This window comes from Pseudoalteromonas sp. NFXS39, from assembly GCF_040148775.1.
GTDB classification, from domain to species: Bacteria; Pseudomonadota; Gammaproteobacteria; order Enterobacterales; family Alteromonadaceae; genus Pseudoalteromonas; species Pseudoalteromonas apostichopi.
The window spans coordinates 280,749-299,976 of record NZ_JAGDEC010000005.1 but is presented as its reverse complement, the minus strand read 5'-3'; the positions used below and the strand labels follow the sequence as shown (position 1 = coordinate 299,976).

The following is a 19,228-nucleotide window of genomic DNA, read 5'->3' as shown; positions in this document are numbered from 1 at the left end:
AATGCAAAGCAAAAGGTAAAGTATGTTAGTTAAAGAGCAGATCAAACGGTTAATTTATTTAGGGCTTTATGCGCTTTACACGCGTATTAAGCTCTTTATTATTCCGTTTTGCATTGTGCCAATCGTCGTCATTGCGCTTGGCTTATCTGCGCAAAAACAATATACCAATCACGCCACCATCTTAATTGAAGAGTCTGCACTACTTAATCCTTACTTAGATGATCTGTCTTTCTCGTTTCAGCTTTCTGATCGTATGGCAGCGCTGCGTACCTTAGTTATCAGTCGTAAGGTACTTATTGCAGTAGCAAAAGAAACCCAATTAATAGCTGAAGATGCTACGCCAAAACAAGTTGAAGAAATCCATCAAAAACTATCTAAAGCGTTATCACTTTCGTTAATTGGCGATGAGCTGGTCCGCATTAACTTTATTTGGCATGACCAATCACAAATGAAGCCAGTACTTGAAAAGGTGGTAGAAAAATTTATTGAACGTTTATTAGCACCAACAAAGGCGTCACTTGATACTTCTGAGCAGTTTTTCTTTAAACAGCTCGATAGTTTACGCGAAGAACTTGAGTTATCTGAAGAAGCCCTGGCTGATTTTAAAACCAAAAACAGTAATACCTTACCCGATGTATTACATAGCAATCGCCAAACCTTCGACAGCTTACTAAGCGAAAAACAACAAAAGCTGATTGCTCTTTCAGGCGCTAAAGCAAAACTGAATGCCTTAGTGAGTAAAGTAGGGCAGGCCAATCCAATTTTAGGCAATTTAGAAGAAAAGATAATTCGTACTGAATCTGAATTAAGTCTTTTGAGAACACGCTATACCGATAAACATAGCAAGATTATCGAGAAAAAACGCACACTGGCAAACTTAAAAAGTCGCCAACAGGCGCTGTTAGCATCTAGTGAAGAGCTAGACACAACGAATCTTGATCAGTTATGGCAAATGGTTAATACGCTTCCGTCTGGTGATGGTAAAGAGAGCAGTGTTTTAGTATCACAACTTCTTGCGCTTGAAGAGGCCCGTAATAATTTACTTCAGCAAGAGCAAGAATTTGCAATGCTCGAAGAGCAAGTGCAGCTTGTCAGTGAACGTCTGTTAGTAACCAGTGATGTAGAAAAACAATTACGTAAACTAGAGCGTGATTACGATGTTAAACAATCACTTTATAAAGACATGCTGAGCCGTTACGAAATGGCCAAAGTTACGGGCAAATTAGTTAAATACGAAGGACCTGACAAAGTTAAAACAATTGAGCGAGCTTATAGCCCAACACAACCTATCAATACATCAATGCTGATGACCGTTATCGTTGGCATTGTGCTTGGAATTTTCACAGGTAGTGCAAGCGTATTTGTTGCTGCACTTTGTGACAGTCACTTAAAAGATATTAAAACCATCGAAAAACTTACCAGCGCAGAGGTGGTAACAGTACTTCCTATCGTCAATGCCGAAACTAACTTCGGTAATATTGAAGGAGATAAATCATGAATGTCATGCACTTAGTTCAACACCTGCAAGTAGGTGGCCTAGAAAAAATGGCAATTACTTTACTCAAAAACAGCCAATTTAGTAGCTCAAGTATTATTGTTTCTCTTGAGGGAGATAGACAATCTGCGTTTGAGCAATGGCCAGAGCTTGAACAATTTAGCCATCGCGTGATTTGTTTAAACAAAAAACCAGGCGTGAGTATTTCTGTTATAGCAAAGATAAAGGCATTAATAAAAGATCATGATATCGATATTATTCACAGTCATCATGTTGGTCCTGTTATTTATGCAGGCCTTCCTTGTGCGTTGACCGGTGATACGGTTCGTCATATATCAACAATTCATGATGCCTGGTATTTAAATAACGTTAAACAATGTACTTTCACTAAGTTACTTAACTCGTTAACAAATATTTATTGGGTCGCAGATGCACGTATTGTTGCCGATGAATTTAGAGCTAAAACAGCAATCATTCCTGAGCGCACCATTTTAAATGGTATAGATTGCGATAATTTTGTCGCAATTAATCAATCAACCGCCAGAAATCAGCTCAATTTACCCCACAAAGTTAAGCTAGTTGGCTGTGCTGCAAGGTTAATTGAAGGTAAAGGACACAAAGATCTTATTCATGCATTGCATTACTTACCTGAAGATTACCATATGGTGTTTGCTGGAGATGGCGATCAAAAAGTCATTTTAATGAATTTGGTACGTAATTTAGGGCTTAACGAACGTGTGCGCTTTTTAGGCAATGTTCACGATATGCGAGCCTTTTATTCGAGTATCGACGTGATGTGTTTGTATTCACAGCGTGAAGGTTTGCCATTATCGATTATTGAAGCCATGGCATGTGGTATTCCAGTTGTAGCGTCTGATGTAGGTGGAATTCATGAGGTTGTCACCGATAACGAAGGTGAGCTTGTGTCTTTGAACGAGTTTAACAAGCTTGCACCGGCTATTTTGAGAGCATGTAAACTGCCACATGGTCTTTGCATTCGTCATCATGCTATTGCAGTCGCTGATGCAAGAACCATGAGTAGTAAATACGACAATTTATATTCTGCATTAGCAGTGTAGGAGCCAACCATGACTATTTTTACTACATTATTCATCATTTTGATGTGTATTGCTGCATATCATCATATTGGCTACCCATTATTACTAAAGTGTGTTGCAGGCAAAAAGCAAAAAACAAGCAAGCAAACCGTTTTTGATGACAACTACACACCGAATATTGCTGTTTTGATGTGTGCTTACAATGAACAACAGCATATTGCTGAAAAGCTTTATAACCTAGCATCACTAGTATATGACACTCATCATTATTCTATTCATGTTTATTTTGATGGTTGCACCGATAAAAGCTATCAACAAGCTCTTAAAGCACAGCAGGTATTACATAAGCAAGGCGTGCAGTGTTATTTTCACCATCGTGATGAAAACCAAGGTAAAGTACAAGGGTTAAATACCTTGATGGGGATGGCGAAATATCACAATGATATTTTAATGTTCACTGATGTTAGTGCTTTATTGAGCATTGATGCATTAAACAAAGTAGCTAAGCAATTTAGTGATCCGCAAGTGGCAATTTCGACAGGTGTTTACACCTTAGATGAAAATGCACCAGATGCGCAAAAAGCCTACTGGCAGTACCAAAACCAAGTGAAAAAATCAGAGTCAAACCTTGGCGCTGTGATTGGCGTACCAGGGGCAATGTTTGCCATGCGAGCTGAGTATGCAAATGAATTAGAGAAAAACACCATTAACGACGACTTCGTGCTATCAATGAAAGCTTTAAGCAAAGGTGGTAAAGCCGTTGTTGATGAAGAAGTAGTCATTTACGAGCGAGAATGCGATGAGCAAAGTGAGGATTATAAACGCCGAGTAAGATTAGGTGCCGGTAATTGGCAACAAATAAAAGCGCTTTTTTTATTACTTAACCCGCGTTTAGGGTGGACTTGTATGAACTTTTTCTCGCACAAAGTATTACGTGGGGTTATGCCAATTATTTTAGCCTGTATTTATGCTTGTGTATTTATAGAGGCTATCGTCACGCAATCTGTATGGTCACAATTGATTGCTACAGGCATTTTGTCACTTCACGCAGTACAAGCTGTTAAAACACTATTCGCGTTTAAAAAACGCATTCCTATCGTCGATAAAGTTAATTACATCTTAAATAGCTACTTTTTAGCACTTTGGGGGATCATTCGTTATGAACAAGGTTACTTCGACACCCCTTGGCAACGTGTAAAATCTGCGAGTAAAGCACAAACCAAGTCTGTTATTAGAGTCATCAAACGAAGCCTAGATATTGCAGGTGCCTTATTTGCGTTAAGTCTAGTTTGGCCTGTTTGTTTAATTGCAGCGCTGGCTATAAAGCTTACATCTAAAGGTCCTATCATCTTTAAGCAACTTAGAGTGGGTGAAAGCTCAGATGACTTCGTTGAGTTATTTTATGTTTATAAGTTTCGCTCTATGGTTGTTGATGCTGAGTCGCGTTCTGGTGCTGTGTGGGCCAGTAAAGATGATCCAAGAATAACGGCAGTAGGGCGCTTTATGCGTAAAACACGAATTGACGAACTTCCGCAATTAATTAATGTGCTCAAAGGCGAGATGTCATTAATTGGCCCAAGACCAGAGCGTCCTGTTTTTTATGGTAAATTAGAAAAAGACATCCCTTATTTTTGCCAGCGTACTTACGGGGTTAAACCAGGTATTTCTGGTCTTGCTCAAGTGATGAACGGTTATGACGAAACCATAGACGATGCACGCAGTAAAATTGGCTGGGATTACGCCTATTCACTGAGTATGTCATCACCGCGTGCTTGGGCGAAGCTTGAGTTTTCAATTGTGGTTAAAACATTACAAGTTGTCTTTACAGGCAAAGGGCAGTGATACCAATCCACGTCTTTTTTATCAAATAAATTAAGCAAATCACGTTGCATAATGCAAATTAACAGCAAAAAGTTAATTGCATTATGCATCCCCCCATCATTTAGCCTTTAAATTTCAACACCTTATAAACTGGCATTTTAGTTGTACTAGTTACTATGACTAACCAATTTAACTAAGGTGAAGATCATGGCTAACAACACATCATTTTCTAACGATACCAAACTAATTTCACTACCTAGTGACTTTTCTGGTCTAGCCGTCGATGGCTTTAAAGATCAGTTTGAAGAAGTTGCACATGGCAAACAGCAAAGTGTGGTACTCGATTTTAGCTCTACTACATTTATTGATTCATCTGGCATTGGTGCCATGGTGTTCTTATATAAACGGATTGAGAAAAAAGGGCAAAAATTATCACTGCTTAATGTGTCTGGGCAACCACACAAACTAATGAGTCTATTAAGAGTTGATAAGACGATTCCATTTATCGAACAAGCTGATATCGCGTGAGGTGATTTATGAAGCACATACTATTTACAATCATTTTGCTAACGCTTGGTGGATGTGCTTCTTGGCCTGATGAGGGGCAAGGAGGCTGGGCAGAAAAATATCAAAATTATCCGCTTACTGATGAACAACACGAGATGATCTATGACACACAAGAAACCGTGGTGCTAAGCGAATTTCAACATCATGTTTTAAAGTTAGATTTATTAAAAGCACAAGGGATACAGCAATGTATGCCAGCACAACTGCTAAAAGCACAAATATACGAAAACCGTATAAGACGCCTAATAGCAGCGCAAATGTGGTCTGATGCTGAGCATGATTTACTTATTCACTATCACGGTTTAAATCAGCTTGCTAAGCACTTTGAAACTGTTAATGCGATGAGCCAATGTGCAGGCGTTACTGATACTGAAAAAAACATGACAGCATCACTTAAAGACCAGATCACTGAGCTTTTAAATAGTGATAACCAGTTCTCGCTTAATGATTTTCAGGTTACTCCTAAATACATCACACGTTTAGCACAAGCGGCTGACTTAATTAAACAAGTTGATGAAGTTAACTTACTGCTTGTTGGTCATGCTGACATTAGTGGTCAGCAACAAAACAACTATGAGTTAGCACTAAAACGTGCCGAAACTGTAAAACACTGGCTAGGTATTTATGGTGTAAACCCTGCGACAATAACAACCTTAACGCAAGGTAGTTTAACACCGTACAGCGACGAACCTGACTCACGTTCTAAACGTCATTCAGATAGACGAGTAGAGGCAATTATTATTGACATGAGTGACGATAAAGCCACTAAACAAAAACATGCATTATCCCGCTGGACTAAAATCTTAAATGGTCCTAAGGAGAAATAACATGAAACAGTTAATCTTACTTTGCTTACTTATATTCGCGTTACCTACTTTCGCAGAAGAGATTGAAGTCGGTAATAAACTTTACTTATACCTACCAGGCGAAGCTGAATTTAGCGAACCGTTTGAAGTTGATAAAGAAGGGGCTATTACCTTACCAGAGCTAGGTCGTTTTAAAGTAGCAGGCTTACAGCTAGATGATGTGCAAAACCAACTACGCATAGCATTAAGTGAAATGTATGTGGCGATGGATGACTTTTATGTCGAAATTCATTCACGAGATATTTTTATCAATGTTATGGGCTATGTGAACGACCCATCACAAGTAAGTATTCCTAAAGATGGCAACATTCAAATGGTCATCGCCCGTGCTGGCGGCTTAAAACCAGGCGCTCAATTAGACCGTTTACAAATTCGCCGTGGCACCGAGATGATTGAGTTTAACTATAAAGCCTACTTAGATTCAGGCAACATTGATTTATTACCTGCATTACAAAGTGCTGACACAGTCTTTGTTCCAGTGTCTCCGCTGTTAGGTAACGTACAAATTGACTTTGATGCACAAACCTTAAGTGCGTCAGGTGATGCAAGTGATAACAGTGCAATTACCTTACTTGGCGAGGTGCACAATCCTGGTAGCTTTTCATTTAAAGAAAACATGAGTGTACTCGATGCGCTAATGCGTGCTGAGGGTGTAACCCGCTATGCAGATGTAACCAAAATTCGCGTTATCGTAGATAAAACCCCAGTCGTGTTCGATTTAAAAGCGTATTTAGATAAACCTAATAACGACACTATGCCAGAGCTAAAAGCGGGTTCTACTATTTATGTGCCAATCATGGTTGATGATGTAAATACCACTTCAAGAACAGTTTATATCATGGGCGAAGTACAAAAGCCGGGCGCTTATGAGGCAGGCGAAAGCACCAGCTTTTTGGATATTCTGGCTAATGCAGGTGGCCCAACCCGTTTTGCAGAAACTCGCCAGATTAAAATCTTAACTCCAGCAGGCGAAAGCATCTTATTTGACCTACAAGGTTACAGCGAAGGTTTAGTAACAGTAAAAGTGCCAAGCCTAAACCCAGGAGATGTCATTTTTGTCCCAGAGAAAACAGATCAAAACGAAAAAAGCTGGTTAAAAGTACCACCAAAACGTGCAATCAAAATTATTGGTGCCATTTTATCTCCCGGTCGTTATGAGTGGAGCCCTGAAATGGATTTTACTGATTTACTTGCCCATGCTGGCGGTCCAACTAAAGGTGCCAATATTAATGATATTAAAATTGTTAGAAACGGTGAGGTGACTAAACGTTTCGATTTAGAGCAATACACCATAAATGATTCGGGTAAGTATGCACTACCAAGTTTAATGGCTGGCGATACCATTATTGTTGAAGAGTTACCAGTGGATCCTGCAGACAATAAATCTCAATGGATCCGTCAAGAATCAAGCAAGTCTATTTACATTATGGGGCAGGTGGGTTCACCAGGTCGCTATGCATTTAATACCAATATGCACTTTATCGACATTTTAGCCGCAGCTGATGGCCCTACAGATAACGCTGACTTACGTAATATTCGTATTACTCATCGTAACGGCAATGCTGCAAGAGTCAGCAAATTAAACCTTGCACTGTATTTTGAAACCGGTGACGAAACATTATTTCCGCATGTTTTACCGGGCGATACTATCTATATTCCAGAAAAAGATAAAGACTGGTTACGCACGCCAAAAGAACAAGTAGTACGTATCATGGGGGCGGTAGAAAAACCTGGTCGTTACAGCTTTGATGACACCATGACTGTACTTGACGTGCTTGCTGAGGCGGGCGGTCCATCAAGCTCTGCACTTATAGACAAAATCGTGGTGGTTAATCACTCATGCTGTAAAGAACAGTCTCGTGTATTTGATTTAGAAGAGTTTGTTAAAAACCCTAACTCAGCGTATATCCCTGTGTTACGTGCTGGCGATACCTTATATGTGCCAGACAAAGGTCAGGATTTAATGAGCCAGTTTAAATCAAACTTCTTAGACTTTATTACTGTTGTTGCTTTAGTGGTGGGCTTATGAAACTAATACCAGCACAATATCAGGAACTTGAAGCCGTGTGTAATGAAATAGATAACAGCAAAGCGCGTTGTATTTGCTTTATATCTTTAACCGGCAACGAGGGCTCTACATCACTTTGTGCCAGTGTCGCAAAACGCTTAAGTTTGCAAGCCGCCAAAGTGCTGATTATCGACTTAAATCCGTTAAATCCATTTAAGTTCGAAAAGCCAGAAACACCGGAGTCTTGGTGCTTCAGTGATATTTCATGTCAGTTGAATATTATCAATACTGAGCAAGTAGATTTGCTCACCATGCAGCACCTTAAAGAGCTCGAATCGGTCAAAAATAAAAGTGTACTAAATGATGCTATTGAGCGCATAAAGCAAGAGTACGACTATATTTTTTTAGATATGAGCCCTGCTCTTAAATGCAATCGTGGCAATGTACCACTGCATGCTCTGAGTTTGTGTACTGATCTCACATTTTTAACGGTATCTCTTGGTTATAACGACGAAGAAGCTTTATGTCACGGTGTGGCTAATCTAGAACACGCAGGAGTTAATAATGTAAAAATTGTTGTTGCTCAGCATCAGTTTGCTCCATTGGGTAGCCGCATCGTGAAAACGCTCAAAGCGTTTCAACCAAAATGGCCTAAACTCACAGAGTACTTGTTAAACAAAGTTATTAAACAACGCTGGTTGTTTTTACCATATTGAGAGTTTAAATGGACTGCTTATATCAAAAATCTTTTAACTTAGATTGGCCTACGGTCAGTGAGATTCGCCACATTTTAAAACATGTTTTGACGGCGATAAGTGTTAAAAATCAAGATATAGATGCAGCAGGGTTAGTAGCAACAGAATACCTGACAAATCTACTACGACATAGCCAAGAAACGTCAATGCATGTGCAGTTTGCTATGCATAAACTGCCCGATAAACAGTTGCTAATAGAATTTAAAGACAGCATGCCAAGCTATGATTTATTTAATCAACAAGCATCAGGGTGGCAATTAGACAGTGGTGAATTAGTTGAAGGGGGTATGGGGGTTGCGCTCATCAAGCATTACTTTCCAAACGCTTGTTATAAAACTGTTGGCCAACAGAATACATTCTCTTTTTGTTTAACCAATATCGATAAACGACCCTCGCTTATATATATAGACGATGATAAAGCACAACTTGCTTTACTGAATGCTTATTTATCTGAGCATTTTCAGGTTATTTGCTGTGAAGACAGTGAATCGGGTTGGCAAGAAATTCTCACCTCTGGGGCAACAATTTTATTGCTTGATCATAAACTTAAAAATGGCACAAGTGAGCCTTTACTTAAAAAGCTTAATCAATCTAACCTAAAAACTAATTTATCTGTGGTTATGCTGACAGGTGATGACAGTGAAGAACTTATAAAACGTATAAACCTGTTAGGTGTTGATGATTATTTAGTAAAACCCGTTAGCAAAACTCGGTTATTACAAAGTATCGAGCGCATTGTGCATCGTTTTTCTGCATTAAAGTATTTAATTAACGAAGAGCGTATGCAAACAAGGCAAAAAATAGGGGAGTTTAATGCCTATAATTTTGGCTCAATTATCAGCCAAAATGGAGGAGATTTTTGTATGTACCCCCACCAGCAGCAAGCGCCCGTGATCATTGGCGATATGATGGGGCACGGTATAACAGCACTAAAAGAAAGTTTTGCCATAAAGGGCTTTTTAAGTGGCTGTTTAGCGACAGAAATCCCAATACAAAACGTTTTAACAACCTTAAACCAAGCCCTGTATGAACAGCGGTTATGTAAAAATAGTCTAGTCACTTTACTAATAAGTTTTATTGAAAATAACACACTTCACTGGTTTAACGCAGGCCACCCAGCCCCCTGTGTGATAACCAAAAATGGCAAATTGATCCAGCTAAGCGGCACTGATCCCTTACTAGGCCTTAGTGATGATCATGTTTATCAACATTATAGTTATGACTTAAATGATGTTGAACACATTTTATTATTCACCGATGGTTGGCTTGATAATCAGCAATTAAGCGATGTAGACCAAATTATTACTAAATTAACTGACGAAAATGTGCAAAGTGAAGAGTTTGCTTATGCACTTTGGCAGGCAAGCCAGGTTGAGTTAACTGCTGAAATAGACGATGCCTCGTTAATTGTGATCAATAAACACTAAAGTTTGAGTTTACAAACCGGTCAAATACGCACTAAGCTACTAATAAGGAACTGTTAAATAATCACTTTATCTCAGCATAAAACGATAATAAAGGAAGTCAGTAATGCCACCCAAAATACTCATTGTTGAAGATACAGAATCGCTAGCGCTGATGTACCAATCATATTTGATCCCAACCGGGGTCGAAACACGCATTGCCTACAATGGTGAACAAGCCGTAGTTGCTCTGCAGGAGTTTGAGCCTGATTTAGTGATTTTAGATGTTATGCTGCCAGATATGAACGGGCTAGATATTTTATCCTCTTTAGACCCAGACTCAGCTCCACAAGTGATTGTTTTAACAGGGCATGCCACTAAAGAAATGGCAATCAAAGCCATTAAACTCGGTGCCAGTGACTTTCTAGAAAAACCAATCGAAGCCGATCGTTTTCGCATTACAGTAAACAACGCATTAAAACTTAAAGATTTAAAACAAACAGTCAAAAGCTATCAAACAACCTACGAGAACGGTAAATATTATGATTTGATTGGTAGCTCATCAGAAATGCAATCTGTTTATCAAATCATAAAATCTGCTTCAGCGAGTAAAGCTACTGTTTTTATCACAGGTGAAAGCGGAACCGGTAAAGAACTATGTGCCCGTGCGGTGCATTTAGCCTCACCTCGTGCTAATAAACCTTTTGTAGCGCTTAACTGTGCAGCTATCCCTAAGGATTTAATTGAGAGTGAAATATTCGGTCACTTAAAGGGAGCATTTACCGGTGCGATAGCCAACCGGGAAGGGGCCGCAGGACAAGCCGATGGCGGTACTTTGTTTTTAGATGAACTATGTGAAATGGACATAAATTTACAAAGTAAGCTACTGCGCTTTATTCAAACCGGTTGTTATCAGCAAGTAGGTAGCGAAAAAGAAGTTAAAGTTGATGTCCGCTTTGTGTGTGCCACCAACCGAGACCCATTACTTGAAGTGCAAGAAGGTCGTTTTCGTGAAGACTTATATTATCGCTTACATGTTATCCCTATTGCATTACCGCCGCTGAATCAGCGTGGCAAAGATGTGATCGAAATTGCCGATGCATTATTTAAAAAAATAAGTAAAGAAGAAGGCCGTGCATACAAAGGCATGTCAGAAGGGGTTAAAAACTTGTTTTTAAGCTATGCCTGGCCTGGTAACGTTCGCCAATTAGAAAATACTATTCGTAACATTCTCGTTTTGCATGATGAAGACTATATAGAAGCGAGTATGATCCCAGCCTTACCAAATGCACAAGGCCAAACACATACAGCCACAGCTGCTATTTCCACTGTTAATTCAGAAAGCATGGCAACAAAGAGCCTTGTAACACCGACAACAGAATCTGCTCCTGTAATGAGCGAAGTAGTAACAGCATTTTCTCAAGCTGATATTGAACCGCTTTGGTTAGTAGAAAAACGTTATATTGAGCAAGCCATTGATGCTTGTGATAACAATATTCCTAAAGCTGCAGCTCTTTTGGATGTGAGTCCATCAACCATTTATCGTAAAATTAAAAGCTGGGAAGAGATGCAAGTAAGCTAGAGCTATAGACTCTATCTAGCTGCTTAAATTGCTGCTCTCCAGAAAAACGTTGTTGAACAAGTTTTTGTGCATTGCCTTGCATGTAACTTCTTTGATCAACACTCAACATAAGTACGTTGTTCAGCTGTTTATGCAAAGCGTCGCTTGTACTTTCAGTCATCATTAACCCATTTGATAGGTGCTTTATTATCTGTGGTAACTGACCAACAGGCGATGCAATAACGAGTACCCCGTGTGCCATAGCTTCTAATGCCACCATAGGTAGACCTTCAGCCCGAGAGCAGATCACCAATACATCAAGTTGTTGCCATATTTTTCGTTGGTCACACTGGCCATGATAACTCACCGCTGACATATCAAGCTCATTGACCATAGGGCCATCACCAAACATATGAAATTTTAAGTTAGGTGTGTTGAATCGTTTGGCTGTTTCAATAAAAATGTCAGGGCCTTTTTCATGGGATAAACGACCAACAAATCCAACGTTTAATTGATCATTATTTTTTATACCTAAAACTTTAGTATGCTCATTTACTGGAATAAAATTTTCAAGTAATTCAGCATTGTAAAGCTCTTCGGTGAGTTTGCTAGAAACAGCAAAGTTAAGTGAAAAGTAACTTAGCAGTTTGTCGAGCTTATTGTAAAAATAAACCTTCCCCGTGCCTGCTTCACCGGCATGATAGGTTGAAATACAAGGGCGGTTTTGCCAACGACACACTAACTTGCCCATGATACTTGCCTTGTACCCATGGGTGTGGAGTAACGCTGAGCGAGGAAACATTTTTAGTATTTCGTTCAAGCTTTTTAAATTTCCGCCAGCAAAACCGAAAGTGATATTTGCATTTTCTAAGCGCTTATATAATTCACGGTTATTATGATCTTGATAAAATAGTACCGAGCTCATAATATTATATCGTTCTAACAGCTTACTCATGGCAATCAAATGGCTTTCGATGCCACCAATTAAGCTTGAATCTACGAATAAAATAACACTATATTTCATATTCACTCCAAGGTGAGACCATGATAGATACTGCGACCTATACGCAATTACAACAGGATGTTGGTGACGACCTAGCAAAACAACTTTTGCAGGTATATATCACTGAGTCCCGCCAAATCGTTGCTGATCTTGCTGACGCAACGAAACAGTCTGAAATCGAAATAAATGCCCACAGTTTAAAAAGCAGTAGCCGTAGTTACGGGGCATTAGCCGTAGGCGGCCTTGCAGAACAAATTGAGCAAAAAGCGAAGGCATCACAATTTGACGATGAACTACAAAGCTTAATAGCCTTACTGCAAGACCAATTTGCACAAACGCTAACTCACGCGCAAAGTTTGATTGCTACTGACTAGTTCCTCAGCTTCTAGGCTTAACGGCATTTTTAATATTTCGCCAAATACATTACTTAGCTGCTCAATGTCGTGCTGCTGGTTTGGCGATTTAACAACATCGTCAAAGTGAGACACAATTTCACTAAGCGCATCTAAAGAGATACTCATGTCACAAAACCGGTAACCAAGCATGCCTTCGAGCCAATCAACCGGTTGCATATCGAGCGATTTAATTACGCTGGCTTCTTTGGCAATATTTTCGATAAACAATCGGCATGCTGATGTTTGTTGCACCGCTTTAGCTATGTCTTCAACTAACATGGCAGGCATTACACTGGTAATTAAACTTCCAGGGCCAATTATTAGCATATCGGCGTTTTCAATAGCTTTAACCACACCAGGAGCAGCATTCACATCTTGTGAGAGCGTTAAATAGTCTGGGAGCTCTTCTTGTGAATCAATATCGCATTCACCAAATACTTTGATGCCTGATGACATAACCGCTAGTAAATCAGTCGGTTCGTCTGACATGGGTAGAATCGTTTCTGAATTACCCAACATAGCATTGAACCATGCAACCGCTTGAGTTGCTGAGTTAGTTTGTTGGGTTAAGCTTAATAAGGCTAAATTACCTAGGCTGTGGCCATTGAGTTCACCACCATCAAAACGGTGGTGAAAAACTTGATGGATTAATGAGTCACTATCAGCTAATTGCAAACAACAACGTCTAATATCACCAAGGGCAACTACATCTTGGCTTTGACGTAATTTACCTGTGCTTCCGCCGTTGTCTGTGGTTGCAACGATAGCTGTCAGTTCGGCGCAGTGAGGTCTAATTGCACTTAACATATGGGATAAACCGTGTCCGCCGCCTATGCATACTATTTTCATAACACTCGCCTTAATTAAGCTTATTTAATATTTAGGAAGCATGGCCCGTACCAAGTGTTCGGATTTATATAACACAATGAAATTTAAATAATTTATTTTGATATTTTTATGGCTAAACTGAGAACTGTTTTCTATATTTGCAATATGCGATGCAATATTAACTAGGAATGGCAATGGCAGAGTTAAACTTAGAGCAATTACAACTTGAGCTAACGGCATTTCATGGCATAAATGATAGCCGTGCATTAAAAGCTCAACTTGAAAAAGTGCTTCTGCCATATTTTTCGTTTAAAGAGTTTTGCTTAATAAACTTCGAAGATTCAAAAGCATCCCTCGAAATGCGTACTATTAAGTACATTGAATTTGACGAAACAATATTAAAGTCAAAGTTACAACAAGCGCAGTCACAGTGGTTATTTAATGAAGATAACTCACTGTTTTATAGTAATGAGTTCGTAAATAACCTAATATTTCATGTTGATATTTCTGAACACACAACGCAGTGCTTGGTCTTTTTCGATATAAAAGAGCAGGCTAGTTTTAATGATAAATCACAAACCGCAATCAAAATCTTATTACAGCAAGTAGCGGTTCAATTAGCTGCGCAAACAAGACTTAACCGGCAAAAGTTTCACTCAACCTCTTTACTAACAAGACTTGGAGAGTTATCAGAACTATTCAGAGACTTCGCCAGCGAATGGTTTTGGCGTACTAATAAAGATGAGCACTTTATTAATGTTTTAACTACCGCCAGCCATAGTAACTTATACAAACGCCATTTTTTACATAAAAATTTTGATGCCATTATCACTGAGCAGGAACAAAATCAGTTAAAAAAATGGTCACACTTTAAACACTTGCTGGCAGATCATGCTGAGTTTTTAGATTTTGAATTTGAAGTTAATTCGTCGCCTCCGGCCTGGGTCTCTTTGAGTGGTAAGCCACAATTTGATTCAAGTGGGAAATTTCGCGGCTATTTAGGCATCGCAAAAGATATCACGGTTAACAAAGAGCGTGAGCAAGCACTACAATTAGCAAAAGAAAAAGCAGAAGAAGCAAACCAAGCAAAGTCACAGTTTTTAACTGTGATGTCCCATGAGATCAGAACTCCTATGAACGCCATTGTCGGCATGTTGGAGTTGTTAGCCGATTCAGAACTTAATGACAAACAAACTCGTTGGCTTGATTACGCAAACTCAAGCGCTGACTTATTGCTTGATTTGATCAGTGATGTACTGGATTTTTCAAAAATTGAAAGTGGCTCGATGGAGCTTGATGTTAAAGCAACAGATATAAATGCGCTGGTTAAAAATATTACTGCACAGTTTCAAGAAACCACTCAAGGCTCTAATGTCTTGTTTACCACAGAGATAAGCGATGGCTTACCCAACAAAATTAATATTGATGGGGTCCGGGTCGGGCAAATTCTGTTTAATATTTTAGATAATGCCTTCAAGTTTACCAAAGTAGGCACAGTTAATTTTAACGCTGACTTCAATGATACCCATTTGTTATTTGAGATAGCAGATACTGGGCAGGGGATCTCTCAATCTCAAATAGCCAGCATTTACGACGCCTTTAAACAGCATGACTATGGTGTTAATCGACAAGTAGAAGGGATTGGCCTTGGGCTTAGCATTACCAAAAGCCTTGTTGATTTAATGAAAGGCGAGATTAGAGTAGCTAGTGCAATCAATATAGGCACTAAGTTTACTATTTATATTCCATATTCTGTTGTTGCCGATGATCAGCAATCAATAGAGCATGAGCAAACTCTTGAACCAATGGCTATTCTTGTTACAGAAGATAACAAAACCAACCAAGTGCTAATCAAAACCTTTTTAGAAAAGCTCAATCACCACGTTACCCTTGCAGATAATGGCCAACAAGCGATCGATAAGGTACAACAGCAACACTTTGATTTAGTTCTTATGGATATGATGATGCCAGTGATGGATGGTATTACCGCAACTAAATACATGCGTGAAGAATTAAAAATGACTTTACCCATTGTTGCCTTAACAGCTAATGCATCACATCAAGATAAAGCCACTTGCCTTGAGGCTGGTATGAACAAAGTGCTGACCAAACCCATTCGCTTTCATGATCTAAACCGCGCACTACGCATTTTGTTTAGCCAATAAAGAAGCCCCAAAATAATGGGGCTTCTTTATTTTACAACACCATTGCCGCAACCCAGCCAGCAACAAGTAGCGGAATATTAAAATGGATGAAAGTGGGCACCACTGAATCCCAAATATGGTCGTGTTGACCATCTGCATTTAGACCGGATGTTGGGCCAAGTGTTGAGTCAGAAGCAGGGGAGCCTGCATCACCTAGTGCTCCAGCAGTACCAACCAGTGCAGCTGTAGCCATTACCGAAAAATTTAGTTCCATGCATAATGGTACAAATAGAGTCGCGATAATTGGCACCGTCGAAAACGAGCTGCCTATGCCCATGGTTATTAGTAATCCAACGAGTAAAATCAATGCAGCCGCAAGAGGTTTATTACCTTCAATGATACCTGCTGCAGAGCTAACTAATGAGGCTACATCACCCGTTGCTTGCATAACTGAAGCAAAGCCCTGTGCAGAAATCATAATAAAGCCAATCATCGCCATCATAGCAATGCCTTTACTAAAAACATCACCATTTTGTTCAAGTTTTACAACACCAAACAAGGTAAATATGGCCACACCAACAAGACCACCAAGGATCATTGAATCACTGATATTTTGTGCGACTAAAGAGCAAAGTACGGCTGTTATGCCCACAACTAATACCTTTTTAGGTTGTTTTATCACAACTTCATTTTGTTGTTCTGTTAAAGTATGCGAGTCGTAACTACGGCGTTTTCGATAAGTGATAAACACCGCAACGAATAAACCAAACAACATTCCAATAGCTGGAATGATCATTGCCATCGGTACTTGTGTATTCACAATTTCTAAGCCATTTTCAGTGAGGTTTTTGTGTAGTATCGAGTATAGGTAAATGCCACCAAAACCATAAGGTAGCACCATATAAGAGGTAGCTAAGCCGAAGGTTAAAATACACGCAATGGCACGTCTATCAAGGCGTAACTTGTTAAACACCACAAGTAATGGCGGAATTAGAATGGGTATAAAAGCAATATGTACGGGTATCAAATTTTGCGACGAAATCGCACACAGCAAAATAATACTTAATATAAGATAACTAAGTGTAGTTTCGCCTTTATGGCTATTGTCGTTTACTTGCTTTAGTAACTTAGACGCTAAAATGCGTGTTAAACCCGACTTCGAGATTGCGACTGCAAACGCACCTAACATCGCATAGCTAAGCGCTATTTCAGCGCCACCCGATAAACCATCATTAAATGCATTAACGGTTTCAGATAAACCTAGGCCTGCGGTCAAACCCGCAACAATAGCGCTTACTGTCATCGCTACAATGACATTAATTCGACAAAGTGTCAGGATCAGCATCAACATAACGCCGACAATTACTGCATTCATATTGTTCTCTATTTGGCTGTTTTGAGAGAGTTTAACAGAACTCGCACGCGGTTTTTGCGGTTTTGGTTATATGAATGCTGTTGATAACGTACTTCGATGATTATTTGCTCAAACTCGCTTAGGTATGCCTCTGATCTAGGCTTTTGCTGTTTAATTAAAGCAATATTTTGTAGTGGCGTGTTAGTGTCTAGAGGCTCTATACCTTGCTTTTTTGCCCACTGATAAAGCTTAGTGATGTCATCAACCAACGGTTCACTACTTCGAATAGGGCGTTTGTTATATAAGAAATACCCAGTAAAGCTCAGTAATAACGTACCTAATACAATTAATGGTGTTAGCCATGCAGACTTATTACCAAACAGTGAATCAAACAAACTTTGCTGAGATTCTTGGTCAAACGTAAGCACCCAGTTAGTCCATTTATAGTCGAGCTCTTCAAGGTGAATTCGCAGCCAGTTTATTGCTTTAAAATGACTCCAACGTTTTAGACCAAAGTTAAGATTGTCGTTAAAGCTTTCGTTTAAATCTCCCAGTTGTGATAACGAACCGTTTAAACGTTCAGGAGCAACAACAGCGGTAGCATCAAAAATATGCCATTTTTCATCAAAGAACACTTCAACCCATGCATGGGCATCATATTGGTAAATGTTAAGCGTAGCGGCTTTAGTTTGTTCTCCACCTAAATAACCTGACACAACACGGGCAGGGTAACCGGCAACACGAAACATAAATGCAGCGGTGCTCGCATAGTGCCCACAAAAGCCACGTTTGGTATCAAATACAAACTGGTCTAGCGTATTATCACCATACATTGGTGTAGGCGTTAATGTGTAAGCAAACTGCTGCTGATTAAAGTAATCAAGTAGCGCGTTAAAGTAACCTTGCGCATTTTCATGCTCAGCAGACAACTGTTTTGCCAGTGCCGTTGTTTGTGGATTGGTTGTTTTAGGTAAGCGAGTGTATAAGCGTTTTTCAAAGTTATTTAGGCTCAGCATAGCCTCACTACTGGTTACCGCGTATTTAATGTTTTTGTTTAAGTTACCTTTGCGTTTTAACAAACCATTGTAGGTTGAGTGCACATCTGAATTAGCACTTTGTGCAAAGCCAAGTGCAAATAGCCAATTTGAAGATGAAGGCTCTGCAATAATCTGATAATTTACGCTATTACTTTGAGTAACTGTACGGCGAATTTGGTTAAATTGTTGAGATTTCAAAATGTCCGATATTAACCATTCACTGCCATTAAACTCATCATGAATAAGGCTGCGCCAGTAATAGGGGGCCTGTAAGGCTTGCCCAGGCTGTTGTTCTACCCGAAAAACCAAGTCATCTGACTCAGCTAATTTCGCAATAGAAAAGGGGTTAACTTGCTCTGATAAACCCGTTTTCGCAAGCTTTGGCCCCGGTAATTGCCAAAACGCCGGTATTTTCGGTAAAAACAAAATCAAAAATGCCGCTATGGGTAAGGCTAGTAATATCGTTTTAAAACTTTGCTTATTAGCAGCCTTAAAGCTTTGCGGGCTGGTCAAATAGCCAAGAACAGCAAAGTTAACAATATAAAGTGCACTCACAATCAAGGTTTCAAATAATCCTTGATGGAATAAATATACCGTCGAAAGATTAAAAAACACCAGTAAACAAACGGTTTGATACTGTTTGACGGTTTTCGCTTGGAGCAATTTAAAGCTACTAGCAAGTAGCATCATCGATACAAATAGCTTTACTGTATCGCCCACGCCAACCAGAACAAATAAGGCAACTAAGCAAATTGCTGCCAACATATTCGCGACCAATCCATTTAGTTTTTTATAAAATTTACCTAAAAACAGGTTTAAAAAACTGAGGCCAGCCAATATGGCTAGAAATGGAGTAGGTACTTCAGTAAACAAAAAACCACTAATAACAATAAACAGAAGTGATAAAACGGTATTAATAAGCGGCGTATTCAT

The 19,228-nt window shown here is 39.4% G+C and carries 15 protein-coding genes; 11 read left to right on the top strand and 4 right to left on the bottom strand.

Annotated elements, in window-relative coordinates:
* The first annotated feature begins 22 nt into the window (after positions 1 to 22).
* From J3455_RS11715 to J3455_RS11675, 9 genes are all read left to right on the top strand, one after another.
* Entirely contained in the window at positions 23 to 1,498 is a 1,476-nt protein-coding gene (locus tag J3455_RS11715; protein ID WP_054561493.1) for a GumC family protein, read from the top strand.
* The gene (locus J3455_RS11710; protein WP_349561776.1) at positions 1,495 to 2,574 is read left to right on the top strand and encodes a glycosyltransferase; all 1,080 of its coding nucleotides are present in this window, start codon (positions 1,495 to 1,497) and stop codon (positions 2,572 to 2,574) included. Before J3455_RS11715 ends, J3455_RS11710 begins: the two co-directional genes overlap by 4 nt.
* A 9-nt stretch (positions 2,575 to 2,583) precedes the next feature.
* A complete protein-coding gene (locus J3455_RS11705; RefSeq protein ID WP_178926976.1) occupies positions 2,584 to 4,395 on the top strand; it encodes a sugar transferase in 1,812 nt (603 codons plus the stop codon).
* A 186-nt stretch (positions 4,396 to 4,581) separates the two neighbouring features.
* Positions 4,582 to 4,902, top strand: coding sequence for an STAS domain-containing protein (locus tag J3455_RS11700; RefSeq protein ID WP_054561490.1), 321 nt, complete (start codon positions 4,582 to 4,584; stop codon positions 4,900 to 4,902).
* Positions 4,903 to 4,910: 8 nt separating this feature from the next.
* Positions 4,911 to 5,768, top strand: a complete 858-nt coding sequence (locus tag J3455_RS11695) for an OmpA family protein (RefSeq protein WP_178926975.1) — start codon at positions 4,911 to 4,913, stop codon at positions 5,766 to 5,768.
* 1 nt (position 5,769) lies between these two features.
* Positions 5,770 to 7,836, top strand: coding sequence for an SLBB domain-containing protein (locus J3455_RS11690; protein WP_349561775.1), 2,067 nt, complete (start codon positions 5,770 to 5,772; stop codon positions 7,834 to 7,836).
* Entirely contained in the window at positions 7,833 to 8,531 is a 699-nt protein-coding gene (locus tag J3455_RS11685) for a cellulose synthase operon protein YhjQ/BcsQ (RefSeq protein WP_178926973.1), read from the top strand. The genes J3455_RS11690 and J3455_RS11685 overlap by 4 nt, the downstream gene beginning before the upstream one ends.
* Positions 8,532 to 8,539: 8 nt before the next feature.
* On the top strand, positions 8,540 to 9,997 hold the full coding sequence (locus J3455_RS11680) for a SpoIIE family protein phosphatase (RefSeq protein WP_349561773.1): 1,458 nt from the start codon (positions 8,540 to 8,542) through the stop codon (positions 9,995 to 9,997).
* 103 nt (positions 9,998 to 10,100) lie between these two features.
* Positions 10,101 to 11,555 carry a sigma-54-dependent transcriptional regulator gene (locus J3455_RS11675; RefSeq protein ID WP_178926971.1) on the top strand — a complete coding sequence of 485 codons (1,455 nt, stop codon included), beginning with the start codon at positions 10,101 to 10,103 and terminating at the stop codon, positions 11,553 to 11,555.
* Here J3455_RS11675 and J3455_RS11670 read toward each other — a convergent pair.
* Entirely contained in the window at positions 11,524 to 12,558 is a 1,035-nt protein-coding gene (locus J3455_RS11670; protein ID WP_256854391.1) for a glycosyltransferase family 4 protein, read from the bottom strand. The two genes, J3455_RS11675 and J3455_RS11670, sit on opposite strands and share 32 nt — an antisense overlap.
* A 20-nt stretch (positions 12,559 to 12,578) precedes the next feature.
* On the opposite strand from J3455_RS11670, the gene J3455_RS11665 reads away from it, so the two are divergent.
* Positions 12,579 to 12,911 (top strand): Hpt domain-containing protein, encoded by a 333-nt coding sequence (locus J3455_RS11665; protein ID WP_054561483.1) that lies wholly within the window; start codon positions 12,579 to 12,581, stop codon positions 12,909 to 12,911.
* Here J3455_RS11665 and J3455_RS11660 read toward each other — a convergent pair.
* Positions 12,876 to 13,781 (bottom strand): gluconeogenesis factor YvcK family protein, encoded by a 906-nt coding sequence (locus J3455_RS11660; protein ID WP_178926969.1) that lies wholly within the window; start codon positions 13,779 to 13,781, stop codon positions 12,876 to 12,878. The genes J3455_RS11665 and J3455_RS11660 overlap by 36 nt on opposite strands.
* Before the next feature lie 173 nt (positions 13,782 to 13,954).
* Here J3455_RS11660 and J3455_RS11655 point away from each other — a divergent pair, with 173 nt between their 5' ends.
* Complete coding sequence (locus J3455_RS11655) at positions 13,955 to 15,925, top strand: response regulator (protein ID WP_178926968.1); 1,971 nt, start codon at positions 13,955 to 13,957, stop codon at positions 15,923 to 15,925.
* 31 nt (positions 15,926 to 15,956) lie between these two features.
* On the opposite strand, the gene J3455_RS11650 is transcribed toward J3455_RS11655, so the two are convergent.
* Together J3455_RS11650 and J3455_RS11645 are read right to left on the bottom strand one after the other, a co-directional pair.
* Entirely contained in the window at positions 15,957 to 17,279 is a 1,323-nt protein-coding gene (locus J3455_RS11650; RefSeq protein ID WP_178926967.1) for a Na+/H+ antiporter family protein, read from the bottom strand.
* 8 nt (positions 17,280 to 17,287) lie between these two features.
* Positions 17,288 to 19,228 carry a transglutaminase TgpA family protein gene (locus J3455_RS11645; protein WP_178926966.1) on the bottom strand — a complete coding sequence of 647 codons (1,941 nt, stop codon included), beginning with the start codon at positions 19,226 to 19,228 and terminating at the stop codon, positions 17,288 to 17,290.